Annotated in this window: 20 protein-coding genes; 14 read left to right on the forward strand and 6 right to left on the reverse strand. The window is 37.5% G+C overall.

Going from position 1 to position 26,605, the window contains the following annotated elements; translation table 11 throughout:
• Nucleotides 1–125: 125 nt before the first annotated feature.
• The 4 genes from KJR31_RS02275 to KJR31_RS02290 all read right to left on the reverse strand — a co-directional run bounded on the left by KJR31_RS02275 (nt 126) and on the right by KJR31_RS02290 (nt 2,983).
• A complete protein-coding gene (locus KJR31_RS02275; RefSeq protein ID WP_214261882.1) occupies nt 126–752 on the reverse strand; it encodes a histidine phosphatase family protein in 627 nt (208 codons plus the stop codon).
• Nucleotides 749–1,234 (reverse strand): aminoacyl-tRNA deacylase, encoded by a 486-nt coding sequence (locus KJR31_RS02280; protein ID WP_214261883.1) that lies wholly within the window; start codon nt 1,232–1,234, stop codon nt 749–751. The genes KJR31_RS02275 and KJR31_RS02280 overlap by 4 nt, the downstream gene beginning before the upstream one ends.
• Nucleotides 1,234–2,076, reverse strand: coding sequence for a DUF368 domain-containing protein (locus KJR31_RS02285; protein WP_214261884.1), 843 nt, complete (start codon nt 2,074–2,076; stop codon nt 1,234–1,236). The genes KJR31_RS02280 and KJR31_RS02285 overlap by 1 nt, the downstream gene beginning before the upstream one ends.
• A gap of 106 nt (nt 2,077–2,182) precedes the next feature.
• Nucleotides 2,183–2,983, reverse strand: coding sequence for a glycoside hydrolase family 25 protein (locus KJR31_RS02290; protein ID WP_214261885.1), 801 nt, complete (start codon nt 2,981–2,983; stop codon nt 2,183–2,185).
• 157 nt (nt 2,984–3,140) lie between these two features.
• Here KJR31_RS02290 and glmU point away from each other — a divergent pair, with 157 nt between their 5' ends.
• The 6 genes from glmU (at nt 3,141) to KJR31_RS02320 (ending at nt 8,939) form a co-directional block, all read left to right on the forward strand.
• Nucleotides 3,141–4,520, forward strand: coding sequence for a bifunctional UDP-N-acetylglucosamine diphosphorylase/glucosamine-1-phosphate N-acetyltransferase GlmU (gene glmU / locus KJR31_RS02295; protein ID WP_214261886.1), 1,380 nt, complete (start codon nt 3,141–3,143; stop codon nt 4,518–4,520).
• Between the two features lie 9 nt (nt 4,521–4,529).
• Complete coding sequence (locus KJR31_RS02300) at nt 4,530–5,075, forward strand: NUDIX hydrolase (RefSeq protein ID WP_214261887.1); 546 nt, start codon at nt 4,530–4,532, stop codon at nt 5,073–5,075.
• Nucleotides 5,076–5,086: 11 nt separating this feature from the next.
• Entirely contained in the window at nt 5,087–5,398 is a 312-nt protein-coding gene (macP, locus tag KJR31_RS02305; protein ID WP_214261888.1) for a cell wall synthase accessory phosphoprotein MacP, read from the forward strand.
• A gap of 10 nt (nt 5,399–5,408) precedes the next feature.
• Nucleotides 5,409–6,104 (forward strand): 5'-methylthioadenosine/adenosylhomocysteine nucleosidase, encoded by a 696-nt coding sequence (locus tag KJR31_RS02310; RefSeq protein WP_214261889.1) that lies wholly within the window; start codon nt 5,409–5,411, stop codon nt 6,102–6,104.
• A 121-nt stretch (nt 6,105–6,225) separates the two neighbouring features.
• The gene (gene pcrA / locus KJR31_RS02315) at nt 6,226–8,514 is read left to right on the forward strand and encodes a DNA helicase PcrA (protein WP_214261890.1); all 2,289 of its coding nucleotides are present in this window, start codon (nt 6,226–6,228) and stop codon (nt 8,512–8,514) included.
• A gap of 164 nt (nt 8,515–8,678) precedes the next feature.
• Nucleotides 8,679–8,939, forward strand: a complete 261-nt coding sequence (locus KJR31_RS02320) for a SemiSWEET family transporter (RefSeq protein WP_214261891.1) — start codon at nt 8,679–8,681, stop codon at nt 8,937–8,939.
• Between the two features lie 47 nt (nt 8,940–8,986).
• Here the strand turns inward: KJR31_RS02320 and KJR31_RS02325 are convergent, their stop codons facing one another.
• Nucleotides 8,987–9,796, reverse strand: coding sequence for a Cof-type HAD-IIB family hydrolase (locus KJR31_RS02325; RefSeq protein ID WP_214261892.1), 810 nt, complete (start codon nt 9,794–9,796; stop codon nt 8,987–8,989).
• A 116-nt stretch (nt 9,797–9,912) separates the two neighbouring features.
• Here KJR31_RS02325 and rexB point away from each other — a divergent pair, with 116 nt between their 5' ends.
• The 8 genes from rexB to KJR31_RS02365 all read left to right on the forward strand — a co-directional run bounded on the left by rexB (nt 9,913) and on the right by KJR31_RS02365 (nt 24,462).
• Nucleotides 9,913–13,164, forward strand: coding sequence for an ATP-dependent nuclease subunit B (gene rexB, locus KJR31_RS02330; RefSeq protein ID WP_214261893.1), 3,252 nt, complete (start codon nt 9,913–9,915; stop codon nt 13,162–13,164).
• Complete coding sequence (addA, locus tag KJR31_RS02335) at nt 13,161–16,811, forward strand: helicase-exonuclease AddAB subunit AddA (protein WP_214261894.1); 3,651 nt, start codon at nt 13,161–13,163, stop codon at nt 16,809–16,811. The genes rexB and addA overlap by 4 nt, the downstream gene beginning before the upstream one ends.
• Nucleotides 16,812–16,901: 90 nt before the next feature.
• The gene (locus KJR31_RS02340) at nt 16,902–17,399 is read left to right on the forward strand and encodes a YkgJ family cysteine cluster protein (protein WP_214261895.1); all 498 of its coding nucleotides are present in this window, start codon (nt 16,902–16,904) and stop codon (nt 17,397–17,399) included.
• 222 nt (nt 17,400–17,621) lie between these two features.
• Nucleotides 17,622–19,571 (forward strand): LPXTG cell wall anchor domain-containing protein, encoded by a 1,950-nt coding sequence (locus KJR31_RS02345; RefSeq protein ID WP_214261896.1) that lies wholly within the window; start codon nt 17,622–17,624, stop codon nt 19,569–19,571.
• Nucleotides 19,572–19,809: 238 nt separating this feature from the next.
• On the forward strand, nt 19,810–20,853 hold the full coding sequence (locus KJR31_RS02350; protein WP_214261897.1) for a bifunctional glycosyltransferase family 2/GtrA family protein: 1,044 nt from the start codon (nt 19,810–19,812) through the stop codon (nt 20,851–20,853).
• Entirely contained in the window at nt 20,850–21,761 is a 912-nt protein-coding gene (locus KJR31_RS02355; RefSeq protein WP_214261898.1) for a phosphodiester glycosidase family protein, read from the forward strand. The genes KJR31_RS02350 and KJR31_RS02355 overlap by 4 nt, the downstream gene beginning before the upstream one ends.
• Nucleotides 21,736–22,161, forward strand: a complete 426-nt coding sequence (locus tag KJR31_RS02360; RefSeq protein WP_214261899.1) for a hypothetical protein — start codon at nt 21,736–21,738, stop codon at nt 22,159–22,161. Before KJR31_RS02355 ends, KJR31_RS02360 begins: the two co-directional genes overlap by 26 nt.
• Before the next feature lie 216 nt (nt 22,162–22,377).
• Nucleotides 22,378–24,462, forward strand: a complete 2,085-nt coding sequence (locus KJR31_RS02365; protein WP_214261900.1) for a glucosaminidase domain-containing protein — start codon at nt 22,378–22,380, stop codon at nt 24,460–24,462.
• Nucleotides 24,463–24,625: 163 nt separating this feature from the next.
• Here the strand turns inward: KJR31_RS02365 and KJR31_RS08535 are convergent, their stop codons facing one another.
• Nucleotides 24,626–26,596: a Gamma-glutamyltranspeptidase gene (locus KJR31_RS08535; protein ID WP_250319669.1), complete on the reverse strand. Its 1,971-nt coding sequence runs from the start codon at nt 26,594–26,596 to the stop codon at nt 24,626–24,628.
• Nucleotides 26,597–26,605 lie beyond the last annotated feature (9 nt).

The following is a 26,605-nucleotide window of genomic DNA, read 5'->3' on the forward strand; positions in this document are numbered from 1 at the left end:
TCCTAATTTAATCAATTTTGAAATAATAAATCAATTTTTCACGATACTCCATTTTATCATAAATAGTCAAGAAATTCACGGATATTCTATAAAAACTAAAAAGAACTTGACTATTTATATCAAGTTCAATTATTTTTCTGATAAGAAGTATCATTCCAAGTCTTTAGAGTAAATGTTTCAAAGTCATCTGTTTCTATAATCGTCAGACTAGCATTGGCTAAGCCTCCATCTTTACGAAGCAGAGCTTCCTTATAGCCAATCAATGTGCGAAGACTTGCAGTGAGGTTGGCTCCGTGACCGACAAGTAAAATATGTTCAGCCTTAGAATCTTTTAAAGATTTGATAAATTGAATCGTACGCTGAGTTGTGCTGTAGAGTGATTCAGCTTCAAACATACTAGTATCAAACTTGGCTAAGTTAGTTTTAAAAGCTTGAATTTGTTGGGGATAGATAGCATTTAAAGTAGCAATTTTTAAGCCCTCTAACTTGCCTAGATGCCATTCTCTGAGTTCAGGAACACTTTCTAAAGGACAAAGATGTATCAGTTGACTTTGGATGATTTCGGCCGATTTTAAAGCTCTTGGTAAATCACTTGAATAGATTTTGTCAAATGGAATATCTTTCAGATATTGGCCGAGTTCCTTTAAGGTATCAATGGACTCAGGAAGAAGTGGTGAATCTCCGCCAGCCCCTTGAAAACGACCTTCTAGATTCCAGACTGTTCGACCATGGCGGACAAAGTAAAGTTTCATGAGTTATTTTCCTCCAAGATATCTACAAAGCTCGCTTTTACAAAATTTGCCAAATCTTTTGGAGAGATGATAATACTGTGCCCGACTTCACCAGCTGAGACAATCATTTTTTCTAATTCTAAAGCAGTTTCATCGATATAGATAGGATAGTTATGTTTTTGACGAATGCCAACAGGATTATTAGCACCGTGGATATATCCAGTTGTTTTTTCCAAATCCTTTTGTGGGATCATGGAAACTTTTTTATTCCCAGAAATTTTTGCTAATTTCTTTTCAGAAAGATGCTCAGTAATGGGAACAATTCCTATAACTGGACCGGTCTTATCTCCTAAAAGAGCTAAGGTTTTAAAGATATGATTCCTCTCGTAATCAGAAGGAAGTTCTCCCTCTAAAGCATTGATTTGAATACCTTGATGTTCAATACCTGCCTTAGTCAAAATTTGTTCAACTAAGGTTTTTTTTACTTTAACTTTCTTAGCCATTATTTGTATTTATCCTCCAACTGACTCATCCAAATACCTAGCCAAATGCCAAGGGCAAAGAAGAAGGCAATGATGACATAAGACACAAGAGATAAACCACTGTAGTTGATACTTTCAGCGCTGCCTGCATTAGGAATCAATATCAAGAGAGTACTTGAAAGGACGATTGCAATGATGAAGTGATAAACTCGAGAGTGGTAAACTCGAAGAGCGTAATCCATAAATTTAGAAAAAATGACAAGAGTAGCAAGCGCTCCTATTCCTATAGGAAGGAAGGTTCCAAATAAATCAAAAGTCTTAAATCCAGTTAACATAGGAGTATAAAGACCCAAAATCAAAAGTAGATTTGAGGGACTTAAACCTGGAACTAAGACACCTAAAGCCAGTAAAGCACCAGCCAAGATGAAACTAGTAAAGCTTGCGCTGAGTGTACCAACAACAAAGTTTAAAGCGTAAAGCCCAAATCCAGATACAATAAAGGTTACCCAAAACCAGATAAGATCGATTTTATCTCTTTCCGAATCTTGAGTTGCTTCCTTTACAAGACTAGGAACTGTTCCAATAATGGCACCAGCAAAACTCCATAAAACATAAACCTGATAATGCTCAAGGAGGTACTCAATTGGGTAAGAAAAAAGTCCAATTCCCAGCAACATACCAATAGCAACAGGTAAGAAATAAAGGATATCCTCTTTTAGATTTTTAAATGGGTGAGCAAGGAAACGAATCATTCTTTCGTAGATCCCTAAAATAGCCGCTAAAACACCACCAGAAATACCTGGTAAAATAAAACCAAGCGCGATAACAATCCCTTTAATGATTTTTGAAATCCATGATAACATAAACTCTCTCCGTATCTATTCTCTAAAATTCTCTTCTAGTATTATATCACAAAGTAAGAGAAATAAAAAAAGCAAGCCGAAGGAAAATCTTGCTTGCTGAATGAAATTAAGGTTTTAAGAATAGCTTTCTAAAGGTTTCTTCCTTATCTTTTGATAAAGAAATAAGATTTAAGTCTAGATGGTGTTCAAATCCAACTAGTTTCCCTTTTGATGTATATTGATGAAGATCATAGTCAAGGTCTGTATTGGGTGAACTTTCAAAGTAACCTGAGTCAAGTCCATAGGATGGAATCCAAATAGCAGAAAACTTATCTGTACTGATGCTATGTTCTTTCATGAAGTACACACCAATGTATATACCAATATTTTTAGCACCAAGTGATTCTAACTTAGCACGGAATGCCTCAACTCCTTGGTTCATATCTGACATGGTTTTTTCTTCGACATCTAACCAATAGTAGCTAGGGTTGTACGGTGAAGCTGAATTATAAAACGATTCAGCAGCTTTTTCCATTTCTTCTACGTTTTTTCCAGCAACATAAGCATAAACAGCTACTGGAATATTTCGTTTTTGAAACTCAGTGATATGCTCCTTATAGACCTTATCGATTCCGTTTTTATAGGCAGCGTCATTTTCTTCAGAAACTTGACCTCCATAATGAACGCGAACAATAGCACCAGAGATGTTTTGAGATAAAACATCATAGTTGATCTCTGATGGTCTCTGCCAACCAGAGATATCGATGATAGGCTTATCCAAGTTATGTAGAGCTTGTGTTTCTATTTGAACTGGATTTTGTTTAGTTTTTACAGGATGTTCTTCGAATCGGGGACGATTGAGAATCAAGAGTCCTATAAAAGCAGCAAATATAATAACTATAAAAGCTGGGCGAATTTTTTTTCTCATACTCCTATAGTTTATCGTAATTTGTAAAAAAAATCAAAAAATTTACTCAAAACGGAGTAGTGACAGTCATTAGCGTTAGGTTGAGGTCAGCAAATTTGTGTATCGTGAAGTAAATTGTGGTATAATAATAAAGAATTTCTATAGAAAAGAGAAAAATATGGCAAATTATGCAATTATTTTAGCAGCGGGTAAGGGTACCCGTATGAAATCAGATCTACCTAAAGTTATGCACAAGGTTGCAGGAATTTCTATGCTTGAGCATGTTTTTCGTAGCGTTGGCGCAATTAATCCTGAAAAAACAGTTACTGTAGTTGGACATAAGGCAGAACTAGTGGAACAAGTTTTAGCTGGTCAAACTGATTTTGTGAGACAGTCCGAACAATTAGGAACTGGTCATGCGGTTATGATGGCCGAGCCAATTCTTGAGGGCCTTTCTGGACAAACATTGGTTATTGCTGGTGACACACCGCTAATCACTGGTGAGAGTTTAAAGAACTTGATTGATTTTCACGTAAATCATAAGAACGTAGCTACAATTCTTACTGCAGAAGCTGAAGATCCATTTGGTTATGGACGTATTGTTCGCAATGATAATGCTGAAGTACTAAGAATTGTTGAACAAAAAGATGCGACTGATTTTGAAAAGCAAATCAAAGAAATCAATACAGGTACTTATGTTTTTGATAATGCTCGTCTCTTTGAAGCTCTTAAAAACATCAATACCAATAATGCTCAAGGTGAATACTATATCACGGATGTGATTGGTATTTTCCGTGAAGCAGGAGAAAAAGTCGGAGCTTATACTCTCAAAGATTTTGATGAAAGTCTCGGAGTAAATGACCGTGTAGCGCTCGCCACAGCAGAAGCTGTTATGCGTCGTCGTATTAACCAAGCCCATATGGTAAATGGTGTTAGTTTTGTAAATCCAGAAGCGACTTATATTGATGTGGATGTTGAAATTGCTCCAGATGTACAAATTGAAGCTAATGTAACCATCAAAGGTTCTAGTAAGATTGGTGCTGAGACTATTTTGACGAATGGAACTTATGTTGTCGATAGTACTATCGGTTCAGGTGCAGTGATTACCAACTCTATGATTGAGGAGAGCACAGTTGCTGATGGTGTTACAGTCGGACCTTACGCTCATATTCGTCCAGGTTCTAGCTTGGCAAAAGATGTTCATATTGGAAACTTTGTTGAGGTGAAAGGTTCTAGCATTGGCGAAAATACCAAAGCTGGACATTTAACTTATATTGGAAACTGTGAAGTTGGTAGTGATGTCAACTTTGGAGCCGGTACTATTACAGTAAACTATGATGGGAAAAATAAATACAAGACAGTAATTGGGAACAATGTTTTTGTTGGTTCGAATTCAACCATCATTGCTCCAGTTGAGCTAGGAGATAATTCTCTTGTAGGTGCTGGCTCAACCATTACAAAAGATGTACCAGCAGATGCCATTGCTATTGGTCGTGCCCGTCAGGTGAACAAGGACGAATATGCAACTCGCCTTCCTCATCATCCTAACAATAAATAGGAGTTAACGATGGAATTTGAAGAAAAAACACTTAGCCGTAAAGAAATCTATAACGGTCCTATTTTCCAGCTGGTTCAAGACCAGGTTGAATTACCTGCTGGAAAGGGAACAGCTCAGCGTGATTTGATTTTCCATAATGGTGCGGTATGTGTCCTTGCTATTAATCAGGCTAATAAGATTGTTCTAGTCAAGCAATATCGTAAGGCGATTGAAAAAGTTTCTTACGAAATTCCGGCAGGAAAGCTTGAAGTGGGTGAAAATTCAGATCCAGAAGCAGCGGCTCTTCGTGAATTAGAAGAAGAAGCGGCTTACACTGGTAAATTAAGTCTTTTGTACGATTTTTATTCTGCCATTGGCTTTTGTAACGAGAGACTAAGATTATACTTGGCCAGTGACTTAAGAAAGGTTGAAAATCCACGTCCTCAAGACGAAGATGAGACCTTGGAGTTACTAGAAGTTAGTCTAGAAGAAGCCAAAGCACTTATCCAGTCTGGTGATATCTGTGATGCTAAGACTATCATGGCAATCCAGTACTGGGAATTACAAGAAAAATAGAGGAGGAACCCATGGGAAAACCTTTATTAACAGACGAAATCATTGAGCGTGCGAATCGTGGTGAAAATATCTCAGGTCCTACGTTAGTGGACAATGAAGAAACCAAGATATTATCAACTTCATCTCAACATTATGGAAATTCTCGCTCAAGTGACCATGGATTTAGTCAGGATACTTTAACGATTGAGGTTGAACCTCAAATCCATAAGAGTCGTCGAATCGAAAATACCAAGAAAAATGTCTTTAACTCTAAATTGAATAAGATTCTATTTGCTGTTATTCTTCTCTTGATTCTGCTAGTTTTAGCAATGAGATTTATTTAAGGGGAATGTCATGAAAATCGGTATTATAGCGGCTATGCCAGAAGAATTAGCCTACCTGATTCAACACCTGGAGAACGCTGGTCAAGAAAAGATTCTGGACAATACTTACCATACAGGAAAAATTGGAGCTGTTGAGCTTGTACTTGTAGAGAGTGGTATTGGTAAAGTAATGGCTGCCATGAGTGTCGCAATCTTAGCTGACCACTTTAAAGTGGATGCTGTCATCAATACAGGTTCAGCGGGTGCCCTTGCTGAAGGTATCTCAGTAGGAGATGTCGTGATTGCTGATAAGCTAGCTTATCATGATGTTGATGTGACTGCTTTTGGGTATGAATACGGTCAAATGGCTCAACAACCACTCTACTTTGAAACAGATAAAAAGTTTGTTAGCTTGATTCAAGAAACTTTGTCTAAACTTAACCAAAAATGGCATTTAGGTTTGATTGCGACCGGTGATAGTTTTATTGCGGGTGAAGATAAGATTAAAGCTATAAAAGAACATTTTCCTCAGGTGCTTGCGGTTGAGATGGAAGGAGCGGCTATCGCTCAAGCAGCTCACGCGCTTAATCTACCTTTCTTAGTTGTCCGTGCCATGAGTGATAATGCGAATCATGAAGCTTCTATTTCATTTGATGAATTTATCGTAGAAGCTGGACGCAGATCGGCTCAAGCCTTGTTGACACTTTTACAATCTATTCATGATTAAAATAAAAAGAACACTTGTTAGTGTTCTTTTTTTTGAAAATAAGTAGATTATTCCAATTCCGGTTATTTTTGGTCTTTTTTGATATAATAGAAACATTGATTTGAAGAATAAGGAAGAGAAAATGAACCCTTTATTAAACGGTATGAATGACAAACAAGCTGAAGCGGTCCAAACGACAGAAGGCCCACTGTTGATTATGGCAGGGGCCGGTTCTGGAAAAACACGAGTTTTGACTCACCGTATTGCCTACTTAATTGACGAAAAGATGGTTAATCCCTGGAATATTTTAGCCATTACCTTTACCAATAAGGCTGCGCGTGAGATGAAAGAGCGTGCTTACGGACTTAATCCAGCTACTCAGGACTGTTTGATTGCGACTTTTCACTCTATGTGTGTGCGCATCTTACGTCGTGATGCAGACCATATCGGCTACAATCGTAATTTTACAATCATAGATCCAGGTGAGCAGCGAACACTGATGAAACGTATTCTCAAGCAGTTAAACTTGGATCCAAAAAAATGGAATGAACGGACTATTTTGGGGACCATTTCCAATGCTAAAAATGACCTGATTGATGATGTGGCTTTTGCTGCCCAAGCAGGAGATTTGTATGCAGATATTGTCGCTAAATGTTATACGGCCTATCAAAAGGAACTTCGTCAGTCAGAGTCGGTGGACTTTGATGATTTGATTATGTTGACCTTGCGTCTGTTTGATCAAAATCCTGATGTCTTGACTTACTATCAGCAAAAGTTCCAATATATCCATGTCGATGAGTACCAAGATACCAACCATGCCCAGTACCAACTAGTTAAACTGTTGGCTTCTCGCTTTAAAAATATCTGTGTTGTTGGGGATGCGGACCAGTCTATCTACGGTTGGCGTGGTGCTGATATGCAGAATATCTTGGATTTTGAGAAAGACTATCCCAAAGCCAAGGTTGTTTTATTGGAGGAAAACTATCGCTCAACCAAAACCATTCTCCAAGCAGCTAATGACGTTATTAAAAACAATAAAAATCGCCGTCCTAAGAACCTATGGACTCAAAATGCGGATGGGGAACAAATTGTCTACTATCGTGCCAATGACGAACAAGATGAGGCTGTTTTTGTAGCCAAAACCATCGATGAACTTGGCCGTAGCCACAACTTCCTCCATAAAGACTTTGCAGTTCTTTATCGTACCAATGCCCAGTCACGTACCATTGAAGAAGCTCTGCTCAAGTCCAATATTCCTTATACCATGGTTGGTGGAACAAAATTCTACAGCCGTAAGGAAATTCGTGATATCATTGCTTATCTTAACCTCATTGCCAATTTGAGCGACAATATCAGTTTTGAACGCATTATCAATGAACCAAAATGTGGTATTGGTCCAGGAACTGTTGAGAAGATTCGTGACTTTGCGAATATGCAAGAGATGTCTATGCTGGATGCTTCTGCAAATATCATGTTATCAGGTATCAAAGGTAAGGTAGCCCAGTCTATTTGGGATTTTGCAAATATGATTCTTGATTTACGGGAGCAACTGGACCAATTAACCATCACCGAACTGGTTGAAGCAGTATTAGAAAAAACGGGATACGTAGATATTCTGAATGCCCAAGCTACCTTGGAGAGCAAGGCTCGGATTGAAAATATCGAGGAATTCTTATCTGTTACCAAAAACTTTGATGATAATCCTGAAAGTCAAGAGGAAGAAACTGGCTTGGATAAACTCAGTCGTTTCTTGAATGACTTGGCTTTGATTGCAGATACTGACTCAGGCAGTCAAGAAACATCAGAAGTAACCTTGATGACCTTACATGCTGCCAAAGGGCTCGAGTTCCCAGTTGTCTTTATCATTGGTATGGAGGAAAATGTCTTTCCACTTAGTCGTTCATCCGAAGACCCAGATGAACTGGAAGAAGAACGTCGTTTGGCCTATGTAGGAATCACGCGCGCCGAGAAAATTCTCTATCTGACAAATGCCAACTCTCGCCTGCTTTTCGGGCGCACGAGTTACAATCGTCCGACCCGTTTTATCAATGAAATCAGTTCGGACTTGCTTGACTATCAAGGTCTAGCTCGTCCTAGTAATACAAGCTTTAAAGCTTCTTACAGCAGTGGTGGGACTACATTTGGTAAAGGAATGAGCTTAGCTCAAGCACTACAAGAACGAAAACGCAATGCTGCGCCTACGTCTATCCAGTCAAGTGGTCTACCATTTGGACAGTTTGCAGCTGGTTCTAAATCTGCTTCTAGCGAGACAAGCTGGTCTATTGGGGATATTGCCCTTCATAAAAAATGGGGTGAAGGTACGGTTCTTGAAGTATCAGGTAGTGGATCAACTCAGGAATTGAAAATTAACTTCCCAGAAGTCGGTCTCAAAAAATTGCTAGCCAGTGTAGCACCGATTGAGAAAAAGTAAGTTTTCAAAATGATTAAGATTCCCTCTTGTAATCGCAAGGGGGATTTTGCGAATACACTTATCACAATCTTGTGATAGTTTACATTTTCTTAACAAAAGAATTTTTTTCATACACGATCTTTTAAAATAGTGTATAATGGAGACTGTTTTTGAAAGGAGTAAAAATGTCTGAAAAACAAATGAAAACATTGGGTTGGATCGCAACCTTTATGTCTGTAATGATGTATGTATCCTATATTCCTCAAATTATGAATAACCTTGCTGGTCAAAAAGGGAATTTTATCCAACCGGCAGTAGCTGCTATTAACTGCAGTCTTTGGGTATACTACGGTCTCTTTAAAAAAGAACGTGATATTCCTTTGGCAGCGGCTAATGCACCAGGGATTGTTTTTGGGATTATCACCGCTTTGACAGCCTTGTTCTAAAAATAAAAAGCAATTAGCAGAATGTTCTGCTAGTTGCTTTTATTTATTTACAAAATATATTTCTCAATAGCGCGTGCAACACCATCTTCTTCATTGCTAGCAGTTACGGCATCAGCGAGAGATTTGACGTAGTCACTGGCATTTCCCATGGCCACTCCTAATCCAGCAAATTGTAACATCTCAATATCGTTATTGGCATCACCCATAGCCATGATTTCAGAAGGTTGGATATCCAAAATCTCAGCTAAACGAGAAAGGGCAGAAGCTTTGGTTGTGCCAAGTGGCATTGCTTCGTAGATGACTGGTTGAGAACGAACACCGCTAAATCTCTGACAAAGTTCAGCAGCAAAACGTTGTTCAAAGTCATCTGTTTGCTCTTTTGTACCTAAGAACATGCCCTGGAACATACGATATTTACCACTAGTTGCTTCCTCTAGTGTGATTTCAGTCAGGTCAGCAAAAACAAGCGTAGCATCGTATTGAACGATAGGATTTGGCTTTCCACCGAGAACGAAGTAGTGTTCCTCATCAAAGAGAGTTAATTGAACATCGCTCTTTTCAGCAAGGTCATTCAGGTATTCAATATCTGACTTGCTAAGTTCGCGCCAGTCAACAAGGCTCCAGTCACTGGTTTGATGGGTAGAACAACCGTTGTTGACGATGACGTATTCGTTTTCTAAATCAAGACCAAGCTTCTTATAGTAGGGTAGGACTCCAAAGAGAGGACGGCCAGTACAAAGAACCAGTTTGACACCTTTTTCGATAGCCTTATGAATGGCATCAATATGAGCCTGAGGAATTTCCTTGGCTTCGTTAAGTAGAGTACCGTCCATATCAAGAGCAAGTAGTTTAATCATAGTATTTCCCTTTCTCGTGTTTTGCCTATATTATAGCACATTTTGGCTATCAGAGACAGAATCTTCTGTTAAATCATGGTATAATAAAAGGTAATGAATAAACAAACGAGGCAGAGATGAAACTACTTTATACAGATATTCGGACTTCTTTGACAGATATCCTAACCAAGGAGGCTCAAGGACTTGTCGCCCAAGGCAAACGAGTCTTTTACATTGCCCCTAACTCTCTTTCTTTTGAAAAGGAACGTGCCGTGCTGGAGTGCTTGAGTCAGCAGGCTTCTTTTGCAATCACAGTCACGCGCTTCGCTCAAATGGCTCGTTATCTGGTCTTAAATGATATTCCTGAGAAATCTAGTCTCGATGATATCGGTCTTGGTATGGCTTTCTATAAATGTCTGTCTGAGATTGACCCTAAGGATTTACGTGTTTACGGGGCTATTAAGCAAGATCCGCAATTCATCCAGCAACTGATTGAGATTTATCATGAAATGACGACGGCAAAGATGAGCTTTTTGGACTTGGAGAGCCTGACTGACACTGATAAACGCTCTGATTTGCTCTTAATTTTTGAAAAGATCACAGTGTATTTAAATCAAAGTCAAGTTTCACAAGGGAGTCCATTATCGTATCTGATTGATGCTATCGAAGAGAACAAGGTAAGCAGTGATTTTAGTCAGATTGCCCTAGTCATTGATGGTTTTACCCGTTTTTCTGCAGAAGAGGAACACCTAGTGGATTTGCTTCATCGTAAGGGTGTAGAGATTATTATTGGCGTATATGCGACTAAGAAAGCCTACACTAGCCCCTTTAGTGAAGGCAATCTCTATCAAGCCAGTGTTGAGTTTTTACGTCATTTAGCTTTTAAATATCAGACCAAGGCTGAAGATGTATGTCAAGAACATAAAAATCTTGATTCCTTTGCTAAAGCCTCAAAATTACTGGAAAGCGCTTATGATTTTTCTGAAATCAGCATTGATGTGAATGATAAGGATAGAGAAGACTTGCAAATCTGGTCTTGTCTGACACAAAAAGAAGAGCTGGAGCTCGTTGCTCGTAGTATTCGCCAGAAATTGCACCAAGAAGCTGAACTAAGCTACAAAAATTTTCGTATCTTACTAGGAGACGTAGAGTCTTATAAACTGTCCTTGCAGACAATTTTTAATCAATATCAGATTCCCTTCTATCTGGGAAAGAGTGAGTCTATGGCTCATCATCCTTTGACTCAATTTGTAGAATCTGTGGGACGTCTTAAACGATACTATTTCCGTCAGGAAGATTTGATTAATCTTTTACGTACTGGCTTATATACTGACCTTGCTCAAGAAGAAATCGATAGCTTTGAACAATATATTCGCTATCTAGGCATTGATGGTCTTTCTAACTTTAAACAAGAATTTACAAAAAACTATCATGGGAAATTTGATTTAGAAAAATTAAATGGGCTGCGTGTTCGGGTCCTAAATCCACTAGAAACTTTATTATCCAGTCGTAAGAAAAAGACTGAAAATATCCTTACAAAATGGAATAACTTTTTGAAGGATGCATCTGTTACCAAGCAATTACAATCCTTATCTGAAACGATGGAAGTGGCAGAGCAAGAAAGACAAGAAGAGGTATGGAAGGCCTTTTGCCATGTAATGGAGCAATTTGCTACCGTATTTGAAGGTTCTCAGGTTGCTTTAGATGATTTCTTGGCTCTCCTTCATTCAGGGATGTCCTTATCAAATTATCGAACAATCCCAGCAACAGTAGATACTGTTCTGGTGCAAAGTTATGATTTGATTGCGCCCTTGACTTCTGATTACATCTATGCTCTTGGCTTAACTCAAGACAATTTACCTAAAATTACTCAAAATACTAGTCTTTTAAGTGATGAAGAAAGAGAAGTTTTAAACCAAGATACTGAAGATGGCTCTCAATTATTGATTGCTAGCCATGAAAATCTGAAGAAGAATCGCTATACCATGCTTTCTTTGGTAAATTCTGCCAAGAAGCAATTAGTCTTATCAGCGCCAAGTTTACTCAATGAAAACGAGAGTAAAGAGTCAGTTTATCTGAAAGAATTGCAGGATTTTGGTTTTACAAAGATTGAAAAGAGAATCGATCGAAAAAACCTATCAAAGGATGATATTGGTTCTTATCACAGTCTGTTGTCTAGTCTTGTTGCTTATCACCAGCAAGGTGAGACGGAGACAAGTGAGCAGGACTTGACCTTTATTAAGGTTCTAGCTCGTGTTATGGGGAGAAAATTAGAAGATCAAGGTCTTGATAATCCTGTCCTACCAACAAGTCCAAAAAGTAAGACTTTGGCTGCTGAAACTTTAGAAGCCTTGTATCCTCAAGATCAAGATTTTTATCTATCGACTTCAGGATTAACGGAGTTTTATCGAAATGAATATAGCTATTACCTTCGTTATGTATTAGGATTGCAGGAGGAATTACGTCTGCGACCTGATGCTCGAAGTCACGGGAATTTCTTGCATCGTATTTTTGAACGAGCCATGAAACTTCCTGCCGATACATCTTTTGATTGTCGCTTAGAACAAGCAATCTCTGAAACCAGCCAAGAGCGCGAGTTTCAAGCTATTTATCAGGAAAGTTTGGAAGCCCAATTAAGCAAAGAAGTCCTCTTAGATGTGGCACGAGCTACTGGACATATTCTTCGTCACAATGCTGATGTCGAAACAATTCAAGAGGAGGCTGTTTTTGGTGGCAAGGAACAAGCTTTTGTACAGTTAGATAATGGTCGTAATATTTATGTTCGTGGGAAGGTCGATCGTATTGACCGTTTGAAAACATCAGATGCTATTGGTGTTGTAGACTACAAATCTTCTCTAACTCAATTTAATTTTCCTCTCTTTTTTAACGGTCTAAACTCACAATTGCCAACATATTTGGCTGCTCTTAATAAAGAAGGAAATAAAGACTTCTTTGGTGCTATGTACTTAGAAATGTCTGAACCAACTCAGTCATTACAAACTGTTAAAACTCTTTCAAAGGCAGTAACTGAAACCAATAAGAGTATGAAATACCAAGGACTATTTCTTGAAAAAGAGATAAAGAACCTTGGAGAACTATACAATAAAAACAAGACCTATCAGTTGTCTGATGAGGAATTCCAGTTATTACTGGACTACAACACCCTTATCTACAAGAAAGCAGCAGAGAAGATTTTATCTGGCCAATTTGCTATTAATCCATATACTGAAAACGGTAGAAGCATTGCGCCCTATGTTCAGCAATATCAGTCTATTACAGGTTTTGAAGCTAATTATCATCTAGGTCAGGCTAGATTGTTAGATAAGGTAGCTAAGAGCAATGACAAGGAAGCATGGTTTAATAAAATCAGAGAGGAGTTGGAGCGATGAAATTTTTATCTCAAGAAGAGATTAAAGAGTTACAAATAGCAGAAGCTCAGTCTAACAAGAAACCTAAGAAAACAGCTGAACAAATTCAAGCTATTTATAGCTCTGGACAAAACATCCTTGTCTCAGCTTCAGCTGGTTCAGGAAAAACTTTTGTCATGGCTGAACGGATTCTTGACCAGTTAGGGCGTGGCGTAGAAATCCGCCAACTCTTTATCTCTACCTTTACCGTTAAGGCAGCAACCGAGTTAAAAGAACGCTTGGAAAAGAAAATCAGCCAACAAATCCAAGAAACGCAAGACCTCGAACTAAAAAAACACCTCGGCAGACAATTAGCTGATTTACCAAACGCTGCCATTGGGACCATGGACTCTTTTACCCAGAAGTTCCTGGCTAAACATGGTTATCTGATTGACCTCGCCCCAAACTTTCGGATTCTTGAGAATGAAAGTGAGCAACTCCTCTTAAAGAATGATGTGTTTCGGCAGGTTTTTGAAAAACACTACCAAGGTAAGGAACAAGAACAGTTTAGTCAGTTGGTCAAGAACTTTGCGGGTAAAAGCAAGGATGCACGTGGATTGCGTAAACAGGTCTATATGATTTATGAGTTCTTACAATCCACTAGTAATCCTCAGGCTTGGTTACAGGAATCTTTCTTAAAAGGCTTCGAAAAGGCTGATTTTACCATTGCTAAAGAAGAACTAGCAGAGGATATTAAGGAAAAACTCTGGGATTTGGAAAGTTTCCTCCGTTACCATTTAGAGAATGATGCCAAGGAATTTGGAAAAGCAGCCTACCTAGAATCTGTCCAACAAGTTCTTGACGAAATTGGAGCTTTAACGTCTGAATCAACTTTTAAGCAATACCAAGAAGTTTTAGAGAGAGTTGTGGGTATTTCTAAGGATAAGGGTGGCCGTGCTCTTACAAATGCTAGTCGTAAGGCTGAAGTCCAAGTTCTAAAAGAAGCATACAACCAAGAGAGAAAAGACAAGTTTGAAAAGCTAATTGCACTAAATGACAAAATGACTTTATTGAAATTCCAGGAAGAGTATCATCAAGAGTCTTGGGATTTAGCAAAGATTTTTCAAGTTTTTATGAGTGATTTTGTTGATGCCTATCGAAAGCGTAAGCGTGAAGAAAATGCCTTTGAATTTGCTGATATTAGCCACTATACCATTGAGATATTGGAAAACTTCCCTCAGGTGCGACAAGAGTATCAGGAACGCTTCCACGAAGTCATGGTCGATGAGTACCAAGATACCAACCATATCCAGGAAAGAATGTTGGAACTCCTCTCAAACGGCTACAATCGTTTTATGGTGGGCGATATTAAGCAGTCTATTTATCGTTTCAGACAAGCAGATCCACAAATCTTCAACGAAAAATTCCACAGCTTTGCTCAAGATAGCAAAGAAGGTCAATTAATACTGCTTAAGGAAAACTTCCGTAGTAGTTCAGAAGTTTTAGATGCCACTAATGATGTCTTTATGCATCTTATGGACGAGGAAGTTGGAGAGATTTCTTATGACGTCATGCATCAACTTGTTTTTGGAAATACTGATTTACACCCAGATCTAGAAAACAAGGCAGAAGTTCTCTTGTATGATAAGGATGAAGCTGGCGATACTGATGACGAAGAAAATCTTACAAACAACAAACTGACTGGTGAAATGCGGATGGTCATTAAGGAGATAATGCATCTTCACAATGATAAAGGCGTTCCTTTCAATGACATTGCTCTCTTGACTGCCAGCAGAAGTCGGAATGACCAGGTTTTACTTGCTTTGTCGGAATATGGGATACCAGTTAAAACTGATGGCGCTCTAAACAATTATTTGCAATCTTTAGAAGTGCAGGTTATGTTGGATACTCTTCGTGTCATCCATAATCCTCTGCAGGACTTCGCTTTAGTAGCTCTCATGAAGTCTCCTATGTTTAATTTTGATGAGGATCAACTGGCACGTCTAGCTCTTCAAAAATCCGAGGATAAGAATCAAGAGAACTTTTATGAAAAATTAGTCAATGCTCAAGCGAATACTAGTCCTCAAAAGGATTTGATAAAATCTGAACTCCTTAAAAAACTCAACTTTTTCATGGAAACTGTTAATTCTTGGCGTTTGTTCTCAAAAACGCATTCGCTTTATGACCTTATTTGGAAAATTTATAGCGAACGTTTCTACTATGATTATGTTGGTGCCTTGCCAAATGGTCAGGCTAGACAGGCCAACCTCTACGCTCTAGCTCTACGAGCTGACCAGTTTGAAAAGAGTAATTTTAAAGGTTTATCTCGTTTCATTGCTATGATTGATCAAGTCTTAGAGGCTAAGCATGACCTTGCTAGTGTCGCTGTAGCTCCACCTAAGGATGCTGTTGAGCTGATGAGTATTCATAAGAGTAAGGGGCTTGAGTTCCCTTATGTCTTTATTCTCAATATTGATCAGCAATTTAACAAGCAAGATTCTATGTCTGAAGTGATCCTAAGTCGAAAAAACGGCCTTGGTCTTAAGTACGTAGCTAGAGTCGCTACAAACGCAAAAGAGAAATATCTTCCAACAACTATAAAGTTATCTATTCCAAGCTTGACTTATACTCAAAATGAGGAAGAGCTCCAATTAGCAAGCTATTCTGAACTTATGCGTTTACTTTATGTAGCCATGACTCGTGCTGAGAAAAAGCTCTATCTAGTCGGAAAGGGATCTCGAGAAAAGTTGGAGTCTAAAGAATATCCTACAAATGGGAAAGGTCTTTTGACTCGTGAAACTAGACTCAACTCTCAAAATTTCCAGGACTGGATTTGGTCAATCTATCAGGCCTTTTCTAAAGAGGCCTTATGCTTTAGTGTGCGCTTTGAAGGTGAAGAACAGCTGACCAAGGAAGCTATTGGAGAGTTGGAAAATAAAAGTCAACTTCAAGATCAATCCCAAGCAAACAATCGACAATCTGATACAATCAAGGAAGCTTTAGAAATGCTGAAAGAAGTGGAAGTGTATAATGAAATCCACCGTGCAGCAATCAATCTTCCAAGCGTTCAGACACCAAGTCAGATTAAAAAGTTCTATGAACCGGTCATGGATATGGACGGTGTAGTGGTAGCTGGTCAAACTAAACCGAAAGAAAATAGCATTCAGTTTGAACTTCCAGACTTCTCCAAGACAGAAAAAGTCACTGGAGCTGAGATTGGTAGTGCCACCCATGAACTCATGCAACGAATCAACCTTTCTCAGAAGCCAAGTTTAGAAACTCTAGCAGAAGCCTTAGAACAGGTGCAAGCGAGCTCAGCGGTTAAAGAAAAAGTAAATCTAGAAAAAATCTTGTCTTTCTTTGATACAGATCTTGGCCAAGTGATTCTTGCAAATCAAGACAAACTTTATAGAGAACAACCCTTCTCTATGTTAAAAAGAGATGCTAAGAGTCAGGAAGACTTTGTTGTTCGTGGGATTTTAGATGGTTATCTAGTTTATGAGGATAAAATTGTTCTCTTTGACTACAAGACAGATCATTATGAATATCCAAGTCAACTGATTGAACGTTATAGAGGTCAATTATCTCTATATGCAGAAGCCTTGTCTCGTTCTTACCAAATAGATCAAGTTGAAAAATATTTGATCTTACTTGGCAAAGATTTGGTTGAGGTGGTCGAAGTTAACTAATCTTGTAATAACTATTGCCTTCCTTGGCAGTAGTTTTTATTTATTTTCAGTTATGGTATACTAGTTTCAGAAAAGGATGTTAAAGAATCTATGTCAAAAGAAATCGATATCGAATACTACCACCAACTAGCATTACAAAAGCAAAAGGAGCATCGGAAATTTCTTGGGAATTTGAAAAAGAAAGCTCCAAAAAACCTAGATAAGATTGCGCTGGAGATTCACCAGGAAGTGTTTGAAGAAATTGATTGTACAGCTTGTGCTAACTGTTGCAAGAGCCTTGGACCAGACTTTAAAGAAGCAGATATCACACGCATTGCCAAATATTTTAAAATGAAATTACCTGCTTTCGAAGCCGAGTTTCTCCAAGTTGATGAAGACGGTGATAAGGTCTTTAAGTCAATGCCTTGTCCCTTCTTAGGTGGCGATAATCTCTGTTCCATCTATGATGTCCGTCCCAAGGCTTGTAGAGAATTTCCACATACCGACCGTAAAAAGATTTATCAAATCAATAACTTGAGTATCAAAAACACTCTAACCTGTCCTGCAGCCTATCTCTTTGTCGAGAAATTAAGAGATAAAATAGAGTAAAAGAAGAAATACTGTTCCATTATAAGCGAAGGGGCTTAAGCTAGTTAATTAAAAATATTTATGACTCTGTTACTTTTAAAAAATTATAAAAAAAACGTTTATAAAGTATATAAATTGTATAATTCCTTGCATTTTAATTAACTTTCGTTTACAATAGATTATGGTTATTTAGACAAGTGATTTTGTTTTTATAGTTGGTATTTTTAAAAGGAGTCTTTTCAAATGAATAAATTAGTAAAATTAGGGCTTACATCATTTTCAATTTTTGTATTGAATTCATATACACAATTCATTGTTAAATCTGATGAGAATATAAGTACAGAAACTATTGCTATCCAAGAAAATTCGGGTTATAGTGATAATAGCATCTCAAAACTAGAGTCTTCTACATCAAACCAAATTGATGACTCTAACAAATCATTCGAATCATCTATTGCTGTAACAGAAGAAAATAACGTAGAAACAAAACTAAACGATAATGTTATTTCTGAAGGTGGCCATGTTAACGTAGAGGGGCAGAATGCTACTATAAGTAAAGATGGGAAGAGTGTCACTTATAGCTATATAGTTGCTTACCAGAGAATGCATTCTAGTGACCATACACAAACAGTAAATGATCTTTTGATTCGAGTTCCAAAGATTAAGAATGCTACGGTACAATTCACTCTTGTTGGTACACGAGACGCAAAGGGCAAACCTATCAATGTCAATGCTCCAATGAAAGAGGTTGGCTTTGATGATACAGAAAATTATGATCGAGAAACCTTTAATACACCGACTTCTGAAGAACTGGAATCTGGGAAAACACCTTATGTAGTCAATACTAGCAACTACGAATATGGATATATGACAGATGGCAAAGTTGAATCTTATGGTTTGTTTACCAATTTTGATAAGAGTCAAGCTTACAAAGTAGAAGTTACAGTTCCAATTGATGAAGCAAAGAAAATAAAATACTTACCAATTGACGCTAGAATGGTTTGGAAAGCTAGTCAAGAAGGTGGTGTTAATAGCTATGAAACAGGCTCTCAAAACTTAGAAGAATATTCTAACCATTATTTTGCTGCCGACTTGAATAGTGACGTTATTGGTGGTATGGGAGACCCTTCATCCATTGATGAAAGTTATGTAAGGAATGGTCATCTTATCAAGTCAGTGTCCAATCCCAATACCTATATCACCCCAAATAATGGTGATTGGACAAGAATTCCTGAAGATACCAATATAGATAAATCAACTTTTTTCAATTATGTTGATAAATTTACGCTAAGGGCAAACACGAATGTAGTTTATTATGTATCTGAAAAAGAAGATATGGCTGACCAAGATGTATCGCCTTTATATACAGGTAATGTAATTGTAGATTATCTTATCAAAGGTACTAACCAAAAATTAAAAGAAACATACAACAAGATTTCTGAATTTCCTATTTATGATTCAACTGGAGAGTTAGTTACATACAAAGTCGGGGATAATAACATTGAACGACCTGACAAAATAATGGTTGATGGAATCATATATCGTCTTGTTGGACTCTCGACTTCTTCTGATTCGGAAACTGGAACGTTGAAAAATGGAACAGTTCATATTGCTTATGAATATGAAAAGGAAATCATAACAACGACAGTAGAGCCGACAACTACAACGACAGTAGAACCAACAACTACAACGACAGTAGAACCAACAACTACAACGACAGTAGAACCGACAACTACAACGACAGTAGAACCGACAACTACAACGACAGTAGAACCAACAACTGCAACGACAGTAGAACCAACAACTGCAACGACAGTAGAGCCGACAACTACAACGACAGTAGAACCAACAACTACAACGACAGTAGAACCGACAACTACAACGACAGTAGAACCAACAACTACAACGACAGTAGAACCAACAACTGTAACGACAGTAGAACCAACAATTACAACAGTAGAGCCAACAACTACAACTACGGTAGATCCGATTCCTGGTTCTAGTTCTGAATCTGGACAGATACAGTCTTTTAGTTCCGAAAAAGCAACAGAAGCAGAGTCAAAATCTGTAGCAGAACAAGCACAGTTACCAAATACAGGTGAGGCAAATTCTAAATTATTCTTTACTATCGCATCTATTCTAATGGGATTCTTTGGAATTTCACTATTAAAAAAGACACACGATAATAAGTGAGTCTCAATCAAAGATTTAACATGAGTCAACCCTTTGGGGCTGACTTTTTTAATTGAATGATTTGTTAAGTGAAGTCTGAGGCATTTAAGGGATATTGTGTATATTTATTCCAAGAAACGATTAACAATCTTTTCAAAACCTTAAATTATTCTAAACTTTTTCTTAAAGAAAACTGATATAAGTTATCTTTAAGCGGAATTCTGTATATTCATACCATCACTAAGAAAGGAGTGCCGGTATGAACTATATAGTAATTCCAGCTTATCAACCTGATAATAAACTTATCAAACTCATTGAAAAAATCCACGAAAAGAGTGATTTTCATATCCTAGTTATTGACGACGGTAGTTCATCAAAGTGTCAAACTATCTTTGATAAAGCAGAACAATATGCTACGGTACTCCGTCACCAAGTGAACCAAGGTAAAGGCCAAGCACTTAAAACGGCTTTCACTTATATCCAAAAACAAAATAGCCATGGAACAGTCGTAACGGCAGACGCAGATGGTCAGCATAAGATTTGGGATATTTTCCGTACGGCTAATAAAGCTTCTGAAAATCCTAACAAGCTAATCCTAGGTGTGCGTGCCTTCACAGGTAAAGTACCTCTTCGTAGTCGTTTTGGAAATAGCTTAACAAAAGCACTCTTTAAACTGCAAACAGGAGTAGGAGTAACAGATACACAAACAGGACTTCGTGCTTTTACAACAAATCTTATTCCTTTTATGTTAAAAATAGAAGGAAATCGTTACGAATACGAAATGAACATGCTGCTCAAAGCAAGCAAAGAATATCAAATTTTAGAAGTCCCCATTGAAACAGTTTATATCAATGATAATGAAGCATCACACTTCCGTCCGATTAGAGATGGATTAATGATTTATAAAAATATTTTTAAATTTGCCTTATCATCTCTTAGTAGCTTTGTTGTTGACTATGTTGTCTACGCCCTAGCAATCTTGATTTTGTCGACAGTTCCGACGAGTTTACGTATTTTCCTAGCCAACGGACTAGCCCGTGTGACCAGCTCTATTTTTAACTACTCTACAAATAAAAAACTAGTCTTTAAAAACGACGATAGCCTTGCTAAGACAGGAATGGGATACTTTGGTTTAGCAGTTGGACTCTTTGTTCTAGATACGCTGCTTATTCGTCTATTCTTTACTGTATTTGGAATTAATCTCCTAATCTCTAAGATTATTGTCGGTATTCTTCTCTTTGCGGTCTCATGGACTGTTCAGAAGAAAGTCATTTTTAAAGAAAGGACAACAACGGTACTATGAAATTTTTAAAGAAACGATATGCTTATGCCTCGGTTCTCGGTCTACTCTTAACAGGATCCTTTAGTTACTCTATGCTGAAAACCTTTGTATTAGCTGAAACTATTTCAACAGTGGCAACAACTAGTACAAGTTCCAATACTACACAAGCTAGTCAAGCTGCTAAAACAGCAACAGTAACTGACTCAAGTTATAAGGATGACAATATCTCTATCAATTTGTCTGAAACGACGGTGAATAATACCCAGGTATATGTTGCAGATATAACGGTAAGTTCGTCAGATTTTCTAAAAACAGCATTTGCTCAAAACTCATTTGGAACAAACGTAACTGCTAAAACATCTGTAACTGCTGCAGATAATAATGCAATATTAGCAGTTAATGGTGACTATTACGGAGCTAACTCAACAGGATATGTTATCCGTAATGGTGTCGTCTATCGTGATACTGTCCGTGAGAATTCTAGTAATGGTGATTTAGCTATTTATAAAGATGGTTCTTTCAAGATTATTTACGAAGATCAGATTTCGGCTGAGCAACTTGTTAATGACGGAGTTGTAAACCTCTTAGCTTTTGGTCCAGCCTTGGTCGAAAACGGTGAAATTTCAGTAGGAACAAACCAAGAAGTTGGACAAGCTATGGCTTCAAATCCTCGTACAGCGATTGGTATTATCGACGAAAACCACTACATTATTGTAGTTTCTGACGGACGTACTTCTGAAAGTGAAGGTCTCTCTTTGTACCAGCTAGCCGAGGTTATGAAATCCTATGGTGCAAAGACTGCCTACAATCTTGATGGTGGGGGATCCTCTACACTTTACTTCAACGGTCAGGTTATCAATAAACCAACGACTGGAGGAAACAAAATTTCAGAAAGGGCGGTGAGTGATATTGTCTACATCGGTTACTAATCTTGGCAAAAAACGTCTTAAGAAAATAGTCATATCTTATACACTAATTACGATTTTCTTCTTTGCTTTTTCTAGAATTTATGAAGCATTTAGTTTTGGAGAGACATCAGTTTACATGCATTACTTGTTCGCCGTACCTCTGGTCGGTGGGATAATACTAGTAATCTTTCTCAAAGCTCTTCCACATTTCTCTCGTATCAGTCTAAATCTATGGAATTCGGCAGTAGCAATTATTACAGCGGGTACACTTTTCCGAGGCATAGTCAATCTATCTGGTCGTTCAACCACACTTGATGCCCCTTACTGGTATGTCGGTATCGGATTTGTTATCCTAGCTCTTCTATCGATAGTTATAAACCCTACTCGAATGAAGAAGAATGTCAGATCAGTGGAAGTTTAGATCTATTATAAAAAGTAGTCGTTCAGTTACTGTTCGACTATTTTTTAGGACTTTTATTTCTAAAATGTTTTAACAATATTACAAATTTCTTTCTTCTTAAAAATCTTACTTTTATATTTGAAATTATATTGTATAATAAAATGGATAATTACCGTCTTTGAAACGACAACCAAAAAGTATAAACTATAGGGATATTAAAGTTGAAAGGATAAAATAATGAAAAAAATACTGCTAGCAAGTACAGTTGTTCTTTCCATGGCAGGGATTTCAAAAACAACAGTATTAGCGGAAGAAAACCATGCTACAAACAAAGTACAAAATTCAGAAAAAACTGTAGCAAATGAAACGAATAAGGAAGCGAAAGAGAAAAAGCAATCTCAAGGTCAAGAGCAAGGCAAGAAAGAGAACCAAAACGAAAGACACAATCAGACAGAAAAAGATTCTTCTCAATCGACACAGAAGCAAGAAACAGCCGTGACCAAGGATAATTCTTCAACAGAAAAAAATACTGAAGAGGTCAACAAAGAAGGTTGGCAAAAAGAGAATGGACAATGGCGTTATTATGAACATAAAAAGGCCGTCACAAATTGGAAAAAAATAGCTGGACACTGGTACTATTTTAACCAGGATGGTATCATGCTTATCAATACAGTCTATGATGACTACCTCTTTAACAAAAGCGGTGCTATGGTTGAAACTTCTTGGGTGAAAATAGATGAGAAGTGGTACTATGCAACTGACTCAGGAAAGATTATCCGCAATAAATGGGAAAAGATCAACGGTTCTTGGTATCGTTTTGATGAAACTGGTGCCATGTTAAGCAAAACCATTTATAATGACTACCTTCTTCAGACTAGCGGAGCTATGCATGAAAAGGGTTGGGTAAAAATGGATGAGAAGTGGTACTATGCAACTGACTCAGGAAAGATTATCCGTAATAAATGGGAAAAGATCAACGGTTCTTGGTATCGTTTCGATGAAACGGGTGCCATGTTAAGCAAAACCATTTATAATGACTATCTTCTTCAGACTAGCGGTGCTATGGCTGAAAAGAACTGGGTAAAAATGGATGAAAAGTGGTACTATGCTACTGATTCAGGAAAAGTCGTTCGTAATAAATGGGAAAAGATTAATAGCTCTTGGTACTTATTTGATAAAGACGGGGTCATGTTGAGTAGTCAATGGAAAGATAAATACTACCTAAAAGATAGTGGCGCCATGGCTCAAAATGAATGGTTCTTTGATAAAAAATACAATAGTTGGTTCTACTTAAAATCAGATGGTTCTTATGCTGAAAATCAATGGCAAGGGTCCTACTATCTCAAATCATATGGTTATATGGCCAAGAATGAGTGGATCTTTGATAAGAGTTACAATGCTTGGTATTATCTAAAAGAAGATGGACTATATGCTACTGGAACACTCAAAATCAATGGTAAAAATTATAGCTTTGAAAATAACGGGAAGTGGATCTCTAACCCATCTAGTTATTATAAAGTAAAACCAATTACAGCCTATGTTTATAGTGCTTCTGGAGCTAGACTTAGCTATATTTCTCAAGGTACTATAGTTGCTGTTTCTGACACAGAGTCTCAAGGTGACAGACTTCCAGTCCAAATTTCTGGACTTTCAGGATTTATGAATAAGAGTGATCTTGTAGCTGTTAACACTAATAATGAGTTTATTCCTCATTACACAAGTGATGGTCGATATGTCTATCATGAGCTTTCACCTTATACAAGTATTCGTGTTGCACCTCACAGTTCATCGATGGCTATTGGTACAAAATACTATTCAGCAGATGGCATAAACTTTAATAACTTTAAAGTTGAGAATCCATTCCTATATAGAGACCTAAGAAAGCCAACAAATTACACAGCAGCTGAACTTGATAAAGTGTATTCTCTTATGAATATTCAGGGGAGCCGACTTGCAGGTAAAGGAGAGGTCTTCAAAGAAGCGGAGAAACGTTATCAGGTCAACGCACTCTATCTAATGGCCCACAGTGCTCTGGAAAGTGCATGGGGACGTAGTCAAATTGCTAAAGATAAGAATAACTTCTTTGGTATTGCTGCCTATGATACCACTCCATATGATTCTGCAAAGAGTTTCGACAATGTTGATAAGGGAATCCTAGGTGCAGCTAAATGGATCAGAGAGAATTATATTGATGAAGGTAGAACCTATCTTGGTAACAAATCATCTGGTATGAACGTTCTTTACGCTTCCGATCCATATTGGGGTGAAAAGATTGCTAGCATTATGATGACAATCAATAGTAAACTTGGTGAAAAAGATTAAAACATTTTAAAATCGATAACTTTAAAATGGTTATCGATTTTCTCTATTATAAATCATAAATATAAATCATAAAAAATAAAGGGTTTACTTTTTTAGTAAACCCTTTTTTGGTTGTGAACTTAAATCATCTAAAATTAGACCACTTTAATTGTGTTCATTAAAATTAGTTATTTTTAGATTTAAGTGAATTTCTAACAACTAGAATTGATGAAACAAGGATGATAGTACCAAGAATTGTTACAAATGTTCCTTTTCTTTCACCAGTTTCTGGAAGCCCTGGTTTATCCTTAGTTGTAGTTACTGTAGATTCAGGCTCTTCAGTTGTAGTTGTTGTAGATGAAGTAGTCTTAGACTCACCAGTTGTAGTTGTTGTGCTTGAAGTAGTCTTAGATTCTTCAGTTGTAGTTGTTGTGCTTGAAGTAGTCTTAGATTCTTCAGTTGTAGTTGTTGTGCTTGAAGTAGTCTTAGGCTCTTCAGTTGTAGTTGTTGTGCTTGAAGTAGTCTTAGGCTCTTCAGTTGTAGTTGTTGTGCTTGAAGTAGTCTTAGGTTCTTCAGTTGTAGTTGTTGTACTTGAAGTAGTCTTAGGCTCTTCAGTTGTAGTTGTTGTGCTTGAAGTAGTCTTAGGCTCTTCAGTTGTAGTTGTTGTGCTTGAAGTAGTCTTAGGCTCTTCAGTTGTAGTTGTTGTGCTTGAAGTAGTCTTAGATTCTTCAGTTGTAGTTGTTGTGCTTGAAGTAGTCTTAGGCTCTTCAGTTGTAGTTGTTGTGCTTGAAGTAGTCTTAGGCTCTTCAGTTGTAGTTGTTGTGCTTGAAGTAGTCTTAGGTTCTTCAGTTGTAGTTGTTGTAGTTGAAGTAGTCTTAGGTTCTTCAGTTGTAGTTGTTGTAGTTGAAGTAGTTGTAGGTTCTTCAGTTGTTGTTGTAGTTGAAGTAGTTGTAGGCTCTTCAGTTGTAGTTGTTGTGCTTGAAGTAGTCTTAGGCTCTTCAGTTGTAGTTGTTGTAGTTGAAGTAGTCTTAGGCTCTTCAGTTGTAGTTGTTGTAGTTGTAGTAGTCTTAGGCTCTTCAGTTGTAGTTGTTGTAGTTGAAGTAGTTGTAGGCTCTTCAGTTGTTGTTGTTGTGGTTGTAGTTGTGGTTGTGGTAGTTGAAGTTTGATCGCCATCCACACCACCGTTTGCATTGATGTTTGCCACAGATGCGTTTACTTCTTTGGCCACAACCGCAGTTTCACCTTTGACTTGGTACCAAACTTTTGTGTTGTTCTTGAAGTCTTTTTGGTTTTCGTTTTCTACTTTTGTACGATAGAAAATAAGAACGCCAGTCTTGTTGATCAAGTCTTTTGGAATTGTAACAGTGATTTTTCCAGAAGCATCAATTGTGAATGTTGATCCAGGAAAGGCAGCTAAGAAATCGTCGATAGCAGTTGCACCACCGTAGTATCCTGGTTTATTACCTGTTGTAGTAATACTGAAGCTATCTTTTACAAGGGAATGTCCACCTTGGATTTCATCTTCCACACGAACGTCACCATCAACCTCTAAGTTCATAGCATTAATGGTTAGAGTCCAAAGAATGTGTTCAGGATCGTTAGCGTGCATATCACCTGCTTTGAGATAGAATGGAGCGCTATTAACACCAGTCGCCATTTTCTTAACGCTTAAATCAACTGTCTTATCTCCACTGATGATAGTAAATTTACCAACATGTTCTTTATCAGTTGCTGTATTGTTATGAACTTCAATCTCAAATTCACCCCAACCACGGATGTTTTGAAGGTTTTTGATAGCTTCGTTAAAAGTAACAGTAGCAGAGCCATCAGTAATGACCATGTCTCCAACGTAAGTTCCGTCGATGTTTAGAGGAATAGTCTTTTTAAAACCTACCCCATAGACTGTACCAGAACTAGTCCAATTAACTTTTAATGTGTCACCTGGTTGGATTTTTTGTGCGTGTTCGTCAAATGTAAACTTAACGGTTGTTTGTCCACCATCTGTAATTTCATTTGATGAAACAGTCAGTGAGCTAATATTGTTACTGACATCTCCAGCTTTTACCACATCAGATTGCGAAAATACTATGAATAATAATGGTAAAAATATAAGTAAGAAGAATTTTGCAAACTTACTTAGATTATTTTTTTTCATTTTCTTCTC

The organism is Streptococcus infantis, from assembly GCF_018499575.1.
In the GTDB taxonomy this organism is placed as follows: domain Bacteria; phylum Bacillota; class Bacilli; order Lactobacillales; family Streptococcaceae; genus Streptococcus; species Streptococcus infantis_K.

Bases quoted from the DNA above. Each gene is read 5' to 3' on its own strand.
- KJR31_RS02285 (WP_214261884.1), bottom strand. From the start codon at position 2,076: ATGTTATCATGGATTTCAAAAATCATTAAAGGGATTGTTATCGCGCTT.
- KJR31_RS02275 (WP_214261882.1), bottom strand. From the start codon at position 752: ATGAAACTTTACTTTGTCCGCCATGGTCGAACAGTCTGGAATCTAGAA.
- KJR31_RS02365 (WP_214261900.1), top strand. From the start codon at position 22,378: ATGAAAAAAATACTGCTAGCAAGTACAGTTGTTCTTTCCATGGCAGGG.
- KJR31_RS02320 (WP_214261891.1), top strand. From the start codon at position 8,679: ATGTCTGAAAAACAAATGAAAACATTGGGTTGGATCGCAACCTTTATG.
- KJR31_RS02280 (WP_214261883.1), bottom strand. From the start codon at position 1,234: ATGGCTAAGAAAGTTAAAGTAAAAAAAACCTTAGTTGAACAAATTTTG.
- KJR31_RS02290 (WP_214261885.1), bottom strand. From the start codon at position 2,983: ATGAGAAAAAAAATTCGCCCAGCTTTTATAGTTATTATATTTGCTGCT.
- KJR31_RS02310 (WP_214261889.1), top strand. From the start codon at position 5,409: ATGAAAATCGGTATTATAGCGGCTATGCCAGAAGAATTAGCCTACCTG.
- macP (WP_214261888.1), top strand. From the start codon at position 5,087: ATGGGAAAACCTTTATTAACAGACGAAATCATTGAGCGTGCGAATCGT.
- KJR31_RS08535 (WP_250319669.1), bottom strand. From the start codon at position 26,596: ATGAAAAAAAATAATCTAAGTAAGTTTGCAAAATTCTTCTTACTTATA.
- pcrA (WP_214261890.1), top strand. From the start codon at position 6,226: ATGAACCCTTTATTAAACGGTATGAATGACAAACAAGCTGAAGCGGTC.
- KJR31_RS02355 (WP_214261898.1), top strand. From the start codon at position 20,850: ATGAAATTTTTAAAGAAACGATATGCTTATGCCTCGGTTCTCGGTCTA.
- KJR31_RS02350 (WP_214261897.1), top strand. From the start codon at position 19,810: ATGAACTATATAGTAATTCCAGCTTATCAACCTGATAATAAACTTATC.
- rexB (WP_214261893.1), top strand. From the start codon at position 9,913: ATGAAACTACTTTATACAGATATTCGGACTTCTTTGACAGATATCCTA.
- KJR31_RS02325 (WP_214261892.1), bottom strand. From the start codon at position 9,796: ATGATTAAACTACTTGCTCTTGATATGGACGGTACTCTACTTAACGAA.
- addA (WP_214261894.1), top strand. From the start codon at position 13,161: ATGAAATTTTTATCTCAAGAAGAGATTAAAGAGTTACAAATAGCAGAA.
- KJR31_RS02300 (WP_214261887.1), top strand. From the start codon at position 4,530: ATGGAATTTGAAGAAAAAACACTTAGCCGTAAAGAAATCTATAACGGT.
- KJR31_RS02340 (WP_214261895.1), top strand. From the start codon at position 16,902: ATGTCAAAAGAAATCGATATCGAATACTACCACCAACTAGCATTACAA.
- KJR31_RS02345 (WP_214261896.1), top strand. From the start codon at position 17,622: ATGAATAAATTAGTAAAATTAGGGCTTACATCATTTTCAATTTTTGTA.
- glmU (WP_214261886.1), top strand. From the start codon at position 3,141: ATGGCAAATTATGCAATTATTTTAGCAGCGGGTAAGGGTACCCGTATG.